Raw genomic sequence first — 12553 nt, 5'->3', positions numbered from 1 at the left:
TTGAAAGCAGCCTGCAAACCGCCGTCCGGGCGGTGAAAGCGATTTGCAGGCGGAGCGGCTTATCACTGAGACGCAACCCCGACAGCACCCCGCATCGGGGGATCGTCCTCGAACAGGAGAACCGAAATGCGTCGCTCCATCATCCTCGGCCTCGCCGCTGCCACCGCCGTCACCGCCCTCGGGCTGCCGGCCCTCACGACCGCCGCCAGCGCCGCCCCGGCGTCCGCGGCCTCCGCCTCCCACCACGACGACGACTGGGACTACTCCGAGTGGTGGGGCACCTACTGGTCCTCCAACCACCTCGCCAAGGCCAAGGGCCACATCGACGTGAACTACGACGACGAGGAGTCGAACCGGGTCCACGTCACCGGCAAGCTGTACGACCAGGACAACCGCACCTACCGGCACGGCGGCAAGTGCGCCTACATCCGGTTCCGCGTCCAGGACTGGGACGACAGCGAGGACGACTGGTCCTCCAGCTTCAAGTCGTACAAGTACTGCGGCGCCGGCGGCTACAAGCAGATCAACTTCTGGCGCTACGACGTCGCGCAGGTCCAGGCGCAGGTCTGCCAGATCGGTCTGTACAGCACGTTCCCGGTCAAGTGCGGTGGCTGGCACGAGATCTACAACGCCTACGACGACGAGTACGGCTACGACGTCTGATCGTCCGCCGGCATGACGCGGCCCGTCCCTTCCCGGGACGGGCCGCTCCCTTTTTATTGGGCTTTGGATCTGTCTATGGGGGCTTGTCAGGCTGCTTCCGACGCCGGTTCCAGAAGGCCCAGCCTCGCGAGGAGACGCTCGCGTACGGCGGGCCATTCGGGACTCAGGATCGAGTAGTACGCGGTATCTCGGACCGTGTCGTCGGCGCCTCGGCTGTCCGCCCGTCGCACACCGTCCAGGTGTGCGCCGAGGGCCTCGATGGCGGCCCGGGATCGGGTGTTGCGTACGTCTGCCTTGAGGGTGATCCGGTGAACCTGCCAGGTCTCGAAGGCCAGGGAGAGCAACAGGTACTTGCTCTCCCGGTTGACACCGGTGCCCTGGGCCGACGCGGCGAGCCAGGTGTACCCGATGTCCGCGACGGACGGGACCTCGCCCACCGCGCCCTTGGCACCCGGAGGCCAGGGCATCGGGCCCTGCCAGTACTCCAGGTTCATCAGACGGGTGGCACCGACCACGCGGTCGGTGTGCAGCCACCGGATGGCGAAGGGCATCGTGCGGCCCTCCGCCTGCTCAGCCAAGGCGGCCTCCACGTAGGAGGCCATCTCGTCCCGTCCAACGGGAACGCGAGTGAAGGCGTACGTAGAACGGTCTTCACTCGCCGCGGCGACAAGATCGTCGAGCACCGCGAAGCTGAGCGGTTCCAGGCGCACGGAGCGCCCGGACAGGGTGACAAAAGCGGGCATGAGCACATGATGGGGGCTGCTGGGCACGCCTGATGCCAAATGGCACAAGACATCTTGGCGGGGCGTGGGTTAAGGGCCGAGCCCGGTCGAGTATCCGCAGGTCAGACGGCTGATCGCCGTTCCTGTTCACGGGTGCCCAGGGTAAAGTTTCAGCCAAAGATCCGCCGGTCCGCCGAGGAGCGTTCGGCACGATCGGGAGGACGCCTTCTGCGGGGTGTCAAGTCCCCCGCCGACAGCACCCGCGACGCCCTTTTCCCGGCGTCCCATCACCCGGGTTGCGCGCAGGCCGCGCCGGGCCGTCACGCGGGTTACGCCGGGTCGCGTCAGCACGTTGCGCCCCCGTCCCGCCACCGAATTGCGCCGGGTTCGCCCCACTGGGCCGCGCCCCCGGTCCCGTCACAGGGTTTCCGGGGGCCTGCCGATGGTGCGGAGAGTTTGTCGGTCGTAGGGGCGAGCCCGTCCTTGGCCTCCTACTTACCTGCACCCGCAGACACGGCTCCCGGCCGGTTTCCGAGGATTCCTTTCCGCTGGAGCCGTGATGACGACGCAGATATGGAATGCGAATGCGTCTTATGGCTTGGGTGCACGAGTTGTGCTGATATCACTACCTGGCCAGTGGCTCCAACTATCGCATCTGGCTGGTTGCTGTCCGTTACGGCGCATGAAAGAATACAGACAAACGTTCGAATTGATCGAGGAGGTGTGATGGACCTGTTTGACGATGGTTCTGACCACCCTCATCGTTCGATTGGTGAGGACGCCGACTGGTGGGACCAGCTGACGGCCGGTTCGCCGCTGTGGTCTTCCGAGGGTTCGGCCGCCAGTGAATTCGTCCCGATCGTCGTTCCTGGGGAGCGAGAGCGCGCGAGTCGTAACGACCGCCAGGCGAAGGTGGGCGCTCCCGACGGTGCTCCGGGTACCGCTTGTGGCGGTGTACCCGGCGATGCTCCTGGTGGTGCCTCTGGCGCTGGCCAGGGTGATGCGGGCCGGGGTCCGGATGCTGGCCGTGATCGGGATGCCGAGGGTGCGCCCGATGGCGCGACGGACGGTGCGCAGAGTGGTGCGTCGGACGGTGCCTTCGATGGTGCCTTCGAGGGTGATCGTGGGGTGGGGTCGTCGTGGGTGGCGGTGGCGGCGGTTGGTGAGGCGGCCCGGGCGCTGGTGCCGGTGCCTGAGTCGGCGGAGGTGTGCCTGGCCGAGGCCGAGGAGTTGCTGGCGGCCCGCGATCGCATCACCAGCGCGCTGGCTGCCCGGGTCGGGCGCGTTCACCGGGCTGGGGAGGCGAAGAACCATGGGCATGCCTCCACCCGGTTGTGGCTGCGCTCCGTTGGCGGGATGACGATTCCGGGTGCGGGCCGGTTGGTGACGATGGGCGTGGAGTTGGGTCGTCTGTCGCGGGTGCGTGAGCGGTTCGCCGAGGGCAGCCTGGCGGAGGGCATCGTGGAGGCGATCTGCACCGCTACCTCTGGGTTGACCGACGACCAGGCGACGACGGCTGAGGGGATTCTGCTGGAGTTGGTTGGTTCGGCGGGTGCGGCGGAGGTGGCCAAGGCGGGGCGGTATCTGCGGGCGGTGCTGGACCCCGACGGCCACGAAGGCGATGAGCAGGCCGATTTCGACCGCCGGTTCTTTAGGGTGCGGCGGCGCCGGAACGGCGGGCTGGAGGGAGAGTTCTACCTCCCGGTCGAAGCCGCCGCGCGGTTGCAGCACCTGCTGGACGTCTACGCCAAGCCCAAGGCCGAGGGCGATGACCGCACGCTGAGCGTGCGGAACGCCGATGCTGTCATCGCGTTCCTGGAGAACAAGATCGCGACCGAGCTTCTAGTGCTGGTCAACGCCGAATCCCTCCCCGACGACCCCCCAGCCGGCCACCCCACCAGCGACCCCTCAGGCACCGACCCCTCAGGCGACTCCACAGCCGACCACCCCACCAGCGACCCGGTAGACACCGACCCGAGCGACGGCCCTGGTCCCGCCCCTTCGGGCATCGGCCCTTCAGACCCAGACCTCTCAGACCCAGCCCCGAGCGATGGCCCTGGCCCCGGGCCTGACGCCTGGACCGCTGAGGACTTCGACATCGACGCCTGCGCGACCTGCGCCGACGCCACAGACGCCGACGCCGACGACCCCACATACGCCGACGCCGCCGACGCAACGGACGCAACGGACGCCGACAGCGAGCGCTCCGCCGCCGACCCCGATGAGCAGTGGACTGATTGCCCGGCCCGTGACTGCCCGGCGGAGGGTTACCGGCATGCCTCCGGAACCGGCGAGGCGCAGCATGGAATGCCGAGGGCGGCTTGCAACGGCGCGCCGGAGGCGGGGGCCGATGCCCCACTGTGGGCAGAAGGCCGCACCCGACCGGAAGGCGGCGCCTGGCGGGGAGGCCGGGCATGGCCGGAAGGTAACGCCTGGCTTGGGGAGCACTCCGACGCGCCGCCCGGGTCGGGAGACCAGGCGTGGGCGGGAGGCAGCGCTTGGCCGGGGGGAGATGCCCGGGCGGGACGCGAGGCCTGGCCGGGGGGAGACGCTCGGGCGGGACGCGAGGCCTGGCCGGGAGGCAGCGCCCGGCGGGCAGGTGGTGCCTGGGCGGGGGTGGGTGTGAACAGTCCCCCGCCGGGGGTGTGGTTGCGGGGGTTGCCGGGGCTGATCCTGGCGACCGGGCAGCTGCTGCCTGTTGCCAGCGTGCATCGGCTGGCCCGTACCAGCACTTTGGTGCGGATCGTGATGGACGCCGGTGGGCAGGTGCTGGACATGGGCCGCAAGGTGCGCCTTGCCACCCCGGCCCAGCGGCGGGCGGTCTTCGCCCGGTATGCGACCTGCTGGGTGGACGGCTGTCCGCTGCCGGCCACGATGTGCCAGATCGACCACGCCGAGGACTGGTGCAGCGGCGGGCTGACCGACCTCAAGCTGCTGGGGCCGGCGTGCCAGTTCCACAACCGCGACCGCTACCGCCACCCCACCCGCTACACCCGCCGCAAGATCGGCGACGACCGCTGGGCCTTCACCTACCGCAACCCCCGCACCACCCGACTGCCGGTATAGAGGTGGGCAGGCGCGTGGGGCTGGACGCGGACAGGTGAGCCCGGAGAAGGTGAGCCCGGAGAAGGTGAGCCAGGCGGATGAGCGGCGGCGCGTCTGTGTCGAAGCCCGCCTGTGTTGAAGCCCGCCTGTGTTGAAGCGCGCCTGTGGGGGAGCGCTAAGTAAGTTGCTGTGATCGGGCACGGGCGCGGAGGTTGGCGATGGAGCGGTTCGTTGGGAAGTACGCCGTGGTCACCGGTGCGGCGCGGGGGATCGGTGCGGCCACGGCCCGCCGCCTCGCGGCGGAGGGCGCGGTGGTGGCGTGCGTGGACCTCACGGCGGATCGCTGCGCCACGATCGTGGACGAGATCGCGGTCACCGGGGGCAGAGCGGTCGCCTTCGGCGGTGACGTCTCCGACGGCGCCCAGGTGGAGAGCCTCGTGTCGGGGGTGATGGCCGAGTTCGGGCGTATCGACGTGCTGGTCAACAACGCCGGTCTGACGCGGGACAACCTGGTGTTCCGGATGTCGGAGGACGACTGGGACAAGGTGCTCGACGTGAATCTGAAGGGCGCGTTCCTGATGAGCCGGGCGGTGCAGAAACACATGGTGGAACGGAGATCGGGGGCCATCGTCAACCTGTCGAGCCGGTCGGCGCTGGGCAACCGCGGGCAGGCCAACTACTCGGCGGCGAAGGCGGGGATCCAGGGGCTGACCGCGACCCTCGCGATCGAGCTCGGCCAGTTCGGGGTCCGCGTGAACGCGGTCGCGCCCGGTTACGTGGCGACCCCGATGACCGAGGCGACGGCGGTGCGGCTCGGCATGTCGCCGGAGGAGCACCAGGCCGTCGCCTCGCAGTTCGTGCCGTTGCGGCGGGTCGCCCAGCCGACCGAGATCGCGTCGGTGGTGGCGTTCTTCGCCTCCGACGACGCGTCGTACGTCACGGGGCAGACCCTCTATGTCAACGGCGGATCGCAGTAGGGCGTGTTCAGCAGTCGACCAGGCCGGGGCTCTGGTTCAGGATCTGCGCGCGGGGGGTGACGAACTCCCCGTAGGCCTCGGTCGCCGCCGGATCGAAGACCGCGACCCGGTGGCAGTTCTGGAAGGCGAGCCGTACGCCGAAGTGCCTCTCGAGGGCGCCGCGCATCGCGTCGCTGGCCAGGCAGCGGAGCAACTGCCCGCGGGAGACCTCGTCGGGCGGCGGCACCTGGTTGTCGGCGAAGTCGGCTCCGGATCGGTCCCGCTGTTCGATCAGCGCGGTGATGGTCGTCCAGGCGTACGGCAGCGAGTCGCGGACGCAGGCCACGAAGGCCGCGTCGTCCACCTCGCCGGCACGGGCCTGGGCGAGCAGGTTGTCGGGCACGGACAGCGACATGGCTGTTCTCCTCTCGATGTCTTTCGACGAGTTCGGGGTCAGGTTCAGGGGGCGGTGACGGCGGGGCCGTACACGAATTCGGGGTCGATCTGCGCGACCAGGTCTTCGCCGGTGGCGCGGTTCGCCCACGCGCGGGCGTTGCGGGTGTGGAACTCGGCCGCCTGCCTGCCGAACTTCGCCCAGTCCTTGGGCTGCGCGTCGAGCCGGTCGAGCATGGTGGCGAGTGCATGGTGGCCGGTGGGCTCCAGGTCGCCGAGAGCGAACGGCCGGCCCTGCTCCATCGCGCGGACGGCGGGGGAGTGACCGAACCAGGTCAGCAGGTCCTCGCCCACCTGCTCGCGGAGGAAGTCGGCGTCCTCCGGAGAGTGGATCTTGTTGCCCACGACGGCCAGCGGGATGTCGAATCCGGCAGCGTGGTCGCGGTACTGCCGGTAGACGCCGACGCCTTGCCGGGTGGGTTCGGCGACCAGGAAGGTGAGGTCGAACCGGGTGAAGAGCCCGGAGGCGAAGGAGTCGGCTCCGGCGGTCATGTCCACCACGACGTACTCGCCGGGCCCGTCGACCAGGTGATTGAGGTAGAGCTCCACCGCGCCGACTTTGGAGTGGTAGCAGGCGACCCCGAGGTCGTCCTCGCCGAACGGGCCGGTGACCATGAGCGAGACGCCGTCGACGTGGCTGAACGGGAAGAACGGGTCGTCCAGCCGGACGAGGCGGGAGCCGCGCCCGGGGGGAGTCGTCTTCACCATTGACGCCGCGTCACGAATGCGGGGATTGTCGCCCCGCAGGTAGTCCTTGATCTCGGTCAGCATCCCGCCCAGCGGGTGAGGCTGCCCGGGAGCGCCGAGGGCGAGGCCGAGATGCTGGTTGATGTCCGCGTCGATAGCGACGACCGGTCCCCGCCGCGTCGCATACCTCGCGAACAGCGACGACAGGGTCGTCTTCCCGCTTCCGCCCTTGCCCACGAACGCCACTCTCATGGCGTCACCCCCCGCTCGGAAACCACGCTAGAAAATGAAAACCGTTGTCACTTTCGGTCGTGGCTCATCATGGCACATCCGCGAGGGCGGGGAGGGGATTTTCAGCTCGCGGCGGGCGGCTGGAAGAGCGAGAGCACTTTGACCAGGGTCGGGCGCAGGGCGTCCCAGTCGGTGGCCCGGGTGGTCCAGGTCAGCACGCTGGTCGTCGTGCCCGTCGAGATCACCCGTCGGTACTGGTGATATCCGACTCCCTTGACCAGATGGTCACCCGCCGGCGCCTTCCGCGGCTTCCAGGTGAACTCCCAGTCGGCGGTGGGCCCGTACGGGCTGGTCACGGGCTTGAGCCGGAGTTTGCGGTAGCTCTTGGCGGTCGGCAGGAAGATGGCCTCGGCCTCGCCGAGCGCCGCGAGGGGATCGGTGCCGCTCTGCGCGGTCACCTCGACGACGAGCGCCGCCGCGTCGTCCGGGGCACGCCAGGCGATGGTGTACGGCTGGTCCTCGCGGGTCCAGTCGCGGGGCACACCGGCCCGCCAGCCGGCGTCCGAGCGATACCACTTCAACTTGAGCCGCGGCGCGGGAGCGGCGGAGGCCGAGCCGGAGACGGGCACGGCGTCCGGTCCAGTGGCAGAGGCCGGGACAGTGGCAGGAGCAGCAGGCGTCGTGACAGGGGCGGCCGGAGGGGCGGCGGCCCGGCCTTCGGCGCCGGGGCGCAGCACCGCCCAGCCACCCACCGCACAGGCGACCAGCACGGCCGCCGTGACGCCCGCGACCAGCCGGGCCCGGCCGAGGCTCCGCCGTACGGGGGGAGCGGGAGCCGGTGGCTCGGCCTCGGCGAGCAGCCGGTCGGCGGTCTCCGCGTCGATCCGCCGCCGCGGGTCCCGGGCGAGGAGCCCGGTCAGTACGGTGCGAAGTTCCTCGGGGACCTCTCCCAGCGGATGCGACGGCGGCCGGCCGGTGACCGCGAGATGGAGGGTGGCGCCCAGCGACCACAGGTCGGCGGCGATCGTGCGGGGGTCGTCCGCGGAACGTTCCGGAGCGAGGAAGTCCTCCGGATCCCGGCCGGCAGTCGCAGCAGTGGGAAGAGAGGCAGTGGGAAGAGCAGCGGGGTCGCGGCGGGTGCGCGCGAAGGCCGGGTCGGTGGTGAACATGGAGACGCCGAAGTCGGCGAGCAGCACCCGGCCGTCATGACCGACGAGGACGTTGGCCGGCCGGACGTCGCCGTGCCGTACGCCGGCCGCGTGGGCGTGGGCCAGCGCGGACAGGACCTTTCGGGCGATCGGCGCGGCCTGCGCGGGTGTGAGCGGGCCGTCGCCCGCGACCATCCCGTCAAGCGAGCGGGACCGGACCAGCTCCATCACGATGTACGGAGCGCCGTCCTCCTCGGCCACGTCGTGGACGGCGGCGATGTGCGGATGGCGCAGCCCCTCGGCCTGCCGGGCCTCCCGGGCGATCTTGTGGACGAGCCGCAGCCGTGCAGTCTCGCCCAGGCCCGGGGGCAGCAGCACCTCCCGAACCGCCACGGGCCGGTCGAGCAGGGTGTCGTGCCCCTCCCAGACGACCCCGGTGCGGCCACGGCCGAGAGCGCGGACCAACCGGTATCGCTTGACGATGAGCCGCCCAGCAGCACCCATCTCGCCCGCCCTCTACGCCTGGCACGTTTCACCTTGAATGCGGAGTCTTGCACAACTAACCGGGCGAATAGCGGTGATTAGAGGGGCGGAAGTGAACCGGCCGCGATGTGGGCGAGGGTGACCTCCGTGAGCGTCGCCTGCTCGTGGTCGCGCAGCGCCGTCCAGACGTCGGCGAGCGGCCCGGCGACGCCGTGGAAATCCTCGTTGTCCTGCGGCGCTCCCTCGACGATGAGCACGACGTCGGCGAGCGTGATCTCCGTGGCGGGCCGGGCCAGCCAGTAGCCGCCCTCCGGTCCCCGCTGGCTGTGGATGAGGCCGGCCCGCCGCATCTGCAACAGGATGTTGTCGAGGAAACGCCGGGGAATGCCCTGGGCCGACGCGATCCGCTCGGCCGGGACGGGCCCCGGCGCCGCCGCGGCCAGTTCGGCGGCGGCGCGCAGGGCGTACTGGGTCCTGACGGAAAGCCGCATTTCTCACACGGCACTGAGGACCAGGGACCGGGCCCCGGGAGAGGGCTTGAGGTGCACCGTGTCGCCGGGCGACAGCGCGAGCCGGTCGGCCTGCTCACGCGTCACCTGGACCCACGCCTCCTCCGTGCCGATCTTCACCTCCACGCGTACCTCGAAGCCGAGCCGTACGACGCGGGAGACCACGGCGGGGGACCCGCCCTCGACCGGGCCGGAGCTGATCTCGATGTCGTGCGGGCGGACCAGGCTGCCCCCGATCTCGGTGACCGGGCCGAGGAAGCGCATCACGAACGGGTTGGCGGGGTTGTCGTACACCTCGCCAGGGCTGCCGGCCTGCACGACCTCTCCGTTGGCCAGCACCACGATCGTGTCGGCGACCTCGATGGCCTCCTCCTGGTCGTGGGTGACGAAGACGGTGGTGACGTGCACCTCGTCGTGCAGCCGGCGCAGCCAGGCCCGCAACTCCTTGCGCACCTGCGCGTCGAGTGCGCCGAACGGCTCGTCGAGCAGCAGCACCTCCGGTTCCACCGCGAGCGCCCGGGCCAGGGCCATGCGCTGACGCTGGCCGCCGGAGAGCTGCGACGGGTAACGGTCGGCCAGCTTCTCCAGGTGGACCAGCTCCAGCAGTTCCATGACCCGCTTGCGGATCTCGTCCTTGGGCCGCTTGCGGATCTCCAGGCCGAAGGCCACGTTGCGGAAGACCGACAGGTGCTTGAAGGCGGCGTAGTGCTGGAACACGAAGCCGACGTTGCGGCGCTGGGGCGACAGACGGGTGGCGTCGACGCCGGAGATCCGGACGGTGCCGGTGTCGGGCCGTTCGAGCCCGGCGATCACCCGCAGCAGCGTCGACTTCCCCCCGCCGCTCGGGCCGAGCAGGGCGGTGAGCGACCCCGACTCGACGTCCACGGACACGTCGCGCAGGACCGGGGTGGCCCCGAACGACTTGTTCACGTCGCGTACCTCAATTGCCATCGGACAGATCCTTCGGGCGCAGGAGCTTGGTGAGCAGCAGGGTGACCACGGCGATCAGGGCGAGGGCCGTGGCGGCGGCGAACGCGGCCGGCTGGTCGAAGTTCTGGAACCGCTCCTCCACGAACAGCGTCAGCGTCTGGGTCTGGTCCACGAGGCGGCCCGAGACCACCGCGACCGCGCCGTACTCGCCGAGCGAGCGGGCCAGGCAGAGCACGACGCCGTAGCCGAGGGCCCAGCGGATGCCGGGGAGCGTGATGCGGACGAACGACTGGAGGCGGCTCGCGCCCAGCGTGTGCGCGGCCTGCTCCTGCTCGTCGCCGAGCTCCTCCAGCACCGGCACGATGGCCCGTACGACCAGGGGCAGCGCGACGAACACCGTGGCCAGCACCATGCCGGGGGTGGAGAAGATCACTTGGATGCCCCAGCTCTCCAGCAGGCCGCCCGCGGGGGAGAACCGGCCGTACACGAGGATGAGCGCGAGCCCAACGACGACCGGCGAGACGGCCATCGGCAGGTCGATGAACGCTCCGAGCAGCCGTTTGCCGGGGAACTCGTGCCGCACGAGCAGGAGCGCGGCGCCGACCCCGAAGACCGTGTTGGCCACGACCGCCCAGGCGGCGACCGTGATCGTCACCTTGAAGGCGTGTACGGCCGACGGCGAGGTCAGGGCTTCGACGAACGGGCCGAGCCCGTCCCCGAAGGTCCGCCAGATGATCAGTCCGACCGGAAGGACCAGCAGGAACAGGATGTAGACGACGGCGGTCAGGCGCAGGACGTGCTTAGCCACGGCGGCTCCCCCATCGCTGCAGGACGTCGAGTGCGATCAGTGCGACCAGGGCCACCACGAGCAGGACCGTCGCGATCGCCGCCGCGCCCGTCATGTTGTCGCCCTCGATCTGACTGAAGAGGTTCACCGCCGCGACCTGCGTCTTGAACGGCAGGTTGCCGGAGATCAGCACGGTCGAGCCGAACTCCGCGATCGCCCGGGTGAAGGCGAGCGCGGTGCCCGACAGCATCGCGGGAAGCAGGTTCGGCAGGATGATCCGGCGGAAGGTCTGGAACGGCCGGGCGCCGAGGGACGCCGCGGCCTGCTCCATCTCCCCGTCCAGTTCCAGCAGGACCGGCTGCACCGTACGGACGACGAACGGCAGCGTGACGAACATCAGCGCCAGCACGACGCCGGCCCTGCTGTAGGCCAGGTTGATCCCGAGCGGGGACTGCGGGCCGTACAACGCGAGCAGGACGAGACCGGCCACGATCGTCGGCAGCGCGAACGGCAGGTCGATGATCGTGTCGAGGACCGCCCTGCCCGGGAAGCGGTCGCGGACCAGCACCCAGGCGATGAGCGTGCCCATGACCAGGTTGACCACGGCCACGAGGGCGGACGCGCCGATCGTCAGCGTGAGCGCCGCCCAGGCGTCGGGGGTGGTGACCGAGCGCCAGAAGTAACCGGGGCCCTCGTCGGCCGACCGCCACACCACGGCGGCCAGCGGGATCAGCACGATCAGGCTCAGGTAGAGCACCGCGGTCCCGAGGCCGGCGGCGGTGCCGCCGGCCAGACGCCGGGACGGCCGCACTCCCACAGCGGCGTCGACGCTCATTTCCCAGTGCTCACTTTCGCTGCACTCACTTCACGGTGCTCACTTCTCGGTGGCCACGCCGAGCTTGCGCTCGATGTCCGCGACCTTGCCGGTCTTGGAGTCGAAGAACTCGGTGGTGATCTTGTCCCAGCCGCCGAGGTCCTGGATGGTGAACAGCTGCGGCGGGGTGGGCCAGTCGAAGCCGGTCACCCCGTCGGCGACCGGGCGGTAGCCGTTCTTCGCGAAGATCGTCTGCGCCTCGACCGAGTAGAGGTACTTGAGGAAGGCCGCGGCCTCCGCGGGGTGCGCGCTGTTCTTCGTCACGGCGACCGGGTTCTCGATGAGGAGCGTGGCGTCGGGAACCGTGTAGTCGAGTTCCTGACCGTTCTGCCGGGCGAAGATCGCCTCGTTCTCGTACGTGAGGATCGCGTCGCCCTTGCCGCCGGTGAAGGTCTGCAGCGACTTGCGGCCGCTGTCGTCCTGGACCGGCACGTTCTTGAGCAGCGAGTCGAGATAGGTGAGCCCGGCGGCCTGGTCGGCGCCCTTGTCCGACTTCGCGCCGTAGCCCGCGAGCAGGTTCCAGCGGGCGCCGCCGGAGGTGAAGGGGTTCGGGGTGATGACCTCGACTCCCGGCTTGATCAGATCGTCCCAGGTCTTCAGACCCTTCGGGTTGCCCTTGCGGGTGCCGATCACGACGACGGACCTGGTCAGGATGCCCTTGCTGGGTCCGGCGGTGGGGCCGGAGTTCCAGTCCGCCGCGACGATGCCGGCCTTCACGAGCCGGGTGATGTCGGTCTCCAGGGAGAACTCGACGATGTCCGCCTTGAGGCCGTTGGCCACGGCCCGGCTCTGGTCGCCGGACGCGCCGAACGACTGGGTGAAGGTGATGTTCTTGCCCTCGGGCGTCTTCTGGAACGCCGCGATGATGTCCTTGAACGCCGCCTGGGGGGTGGAGTAGGCGACCAGCGCCAACTGGACCTTGCCTCCGCCGTCGCCCCCGCCGGCGTTGTCGCCTCCCCCGCAGGCGGTGACCAGGGTGGACGTCGCCACGACGGCGGCTGCGATGGCCCCGAGCCTGCGCACTTTCATGCCTTGCCCTCTATTCCTACCATGTCAGTCGGTTTA

At 70.0% G+C, this 12553-nt stretch carries 12 protein-coding genes; 3 read left to right on the top strand and 9 right to left on the bottom strand.

Features of this window, described 5'->3' with window-relative positions:
* Positions 1-126 precede the first annotated feature (126 nt).
* Positions 127-663, top strand: a complete 537-nt coding sequence (locus HHX33_RS03095) for a hypothetical protein (RefSeq protein WP_182873194.1) — start codon at positions 127-129, stop codon at positions 661-663.
* A gap of 86 nt (positions 664-749) precedes the next feature.
* Here the strand turns inward: HHX33_RS03095 and HHX33_RS03090 are convergent, their stop codons facing one another.
* The gene (locus HHX33_RS03090) at positions 750-1406 is read right to left on the bottom strand and encodes a GNAT family N-acetyltransferase (RefSeq protein WP_182873192.1); all 657 of its coding nucleotides are present in this window, start codon (positions 1404-1406) and stop codon (positions 750-752) included.
* A 1107-nt stretch (positions 1407-2513) separates the two neighbouring features.
* Between HHX33_RS03090 and HHX33_RS03085 the strand changes: the two genes are divergently transcribed.
* Complete coding sequence (locus HHX33_RS03085) at positions 2514-4451, top strand: DUF222 domain-containing protein (RefSeq protein ID WP_182873190.1); 1938 nt, start codon at positions 2514-2516, stop codon at positions 4449-4451.
* Between the two features lie 197 nt (positions 4452-4648).
* Positions 4649-5407 (top strand): glucose 1-dehydrogenase, encoded by a 759-nt coding sequence (locus HHX33_RS03080; RefSeq protein WP_182873188.1) that lies wholly within the window; start codon positions 4649-4651, stop codon positions 5405-5407.
* A gap of 7 nt (positions 5408-5414) precedes the next feature.
* Here HHX33_RS03080 and HHX33_RS03075 read toward each other — a convergent pair whose 3' ends face one another.
* The 8 genes from HHX33_RS03075 to HHX33_RS03040 form a co-directional block, all read right to left on the bottom strand.
* The gene (locus HHX33_RS03075) at positions 5415-5801 is read right to left on the bottom strand and encodes an SCO5389 family protein (RefSeq protein WP_182873186.1); all 387 of its coding nucleotides are present in this window, start codon (positions 5799-5801) and stop codon (positions 5415-5417) included.
* Positions 5802-5845: 44 nt separating this feature from the next.
* The gene (locus HHX33_RS03070; RefSeq protein ID WP_182873184.1) at positions 5846-6778 is read right to left on the bottom strand and encodes an ATP-binding protein; all 933 of its coding nucleotides are present in this window, start codon (positions 6776-6778) and stop codon (positions 5846-5848) included.
* Between the two features lie 101 nt (positions 6779-6879).
* On the bottom strand, positions 6880-8409 hold the full coding sequence (locus HHX33_RS03065; RefSeq protein WP_182873182.1) for a serine/threonine-protein kinase: 1530 nt from the start codon (positions 8407-8409) through the stop codon (positions 6880-6882).
* Positions 8410-8486: 77 nt separating this feature from the next.
* Positions 8487-8879 (bottom strand): RrF2 family transcriptional regulator, encoded by a 393-nt coding sequence (locus HHX33_RS03060; RefSeq protein WP_111697623.1) that lies wholly within the window; start codon positions 8877-8879, stop codon positions 8487-8489.
* Between the two features lie 3 nt (positions 8880-8882).
* On the bottom strand, positions 8883-9848 hold the full coding sequence (locus HHX33_RS03055; protein ID WP_182873180.1) for a sulfate/molybdate ABC transporter ATP-binding protein: 966 nt from the start codon (positions 9846-9848) through the stop codon (positions 8883-8885).
* On the bottom strand, positions 9838-10635 hold the full coding sequence (locus HHX33_RS03050; RefSeq protein WP_111697625.1) for a sulfate ABC transporter permease: 798 nt from the start codon (positions 10633-10635) through the stop codon (positions 9838-9840). Before HHX33_RS03050 ends, HHX33_RS03055 begins: the two co-directional genes overlap by 11 nt.
* Positions 10628-11449: a sulfate ABC transporter permease subunit CysT gene (gene cysT / locus HHX33_RS03045; protein WP_111697626.1), complete on the bottom strand. Its 822-nt coding sequence runs from the start codon at positions 11447-11449 to the stop codon at positions 10628-10630. Before cysT ends, HHX33_RS03050 begins: the two co-directional genes overlap by 8 nt.
* A gap of 39 nt (positions 11450-11488) precedes the next feature.
* Positions 11489-12517: a sulfate ABC transporter substrate-binding protein gene (locus HHX33_RS03040; RefSeq protein ID WP_182873179.1), complete on the bottom strand. Its 1029-nt coding sequence runs from the start codon at positions 12515-12517 to the stop codon at positions 11489-11491.
* Positions 12518-12553 lie beyond the last annotated feature (36 nt).

Origin of the sequence: Microbispora sp. H10670, assembly GCF_014161385.1 — a bacterium.
GTDB classification, from domain to species: domain Bacteria; phylum Actinomycetota; class Actinomycetes; order Streptosporangiales; family Streptosporangiaceae; genus Microbispora; species Microbispora triticiradicis.
This window is presented reverse-complemented; position numbering and strand designations above follow the sequence as displayed.

Coding starts and splice junctions, on each gene's coding strand:
- HHX33_RS03040 (WP_182873179.1), bottom strand. CDS start 12,517: ATGAAAGTGCGCAGGCTCGGGGCCATCGCAGCCGCCGTCGTGGCGACG.
- HHX33_RS03075 (WP_182873186.1), bottom strand. CDS start 5,801: ATGTCGCTGTCCGTGCCCGACAACCTGCTCGCCCAGGCCCGTGCCGGC.
- HHX33_RS03060 (WP_111697623.1), bottom strand. CDS start 8,879: ATGCGGCTTTCCGTCAGGACCCAGTACGCCCTGCGCGCCGCCGCCGAA.
- cysT (WP_111697626.1), bottom strand. CDS start 11,449: ATGAGCGTCGACGCCGCTGTGGGAGTGCGGCCGTCCCGGCGTCTGGCC.
- HHX33_RS03080 (WP_182873188.1), top strand. CDS start 4,649: ATGGAGCGGTTCGTTGGGAAGTACGCCGTGGTCACCGGTGCGGCGCGG.
- HHX33_RS03070 (WP_182873184.1), bottom strand. CDS start 6,778: ATGAGAGTGGCGTTCGTGGGCAAGGGCGGAAGCGGGAAGACGACCCTG.
- HHX33_RS03055 (WP_182873180.1), bottom strand. CDS start 9,848: ATGGCAATTGAGGTACGCGACGTGAACAAGTCGTTCGGGGCCACCCCG.
- HHX33_RS03095 (WP_182873194.1), top strand. CDS start 127: ATGCGTCGCTCCATCATCCTCGGCCTCGCCGCTGCCACCGCCGTCACC.
- HHX33_RS03090 (WP_182873192.1), bottom strand. CDS start 1,406: ATGCCCGCTTTTGTCACCCTGTCCGGGCGCTCCGTGCGCCTGGAACCG.
- HHX33_RS03065 (WP_182873182.1), bottom strand. CDS start 8,409: ATGGGTGCTGCTGGGCGGCTCATCGTCAAGCGATACCGGTTGGTCCGC.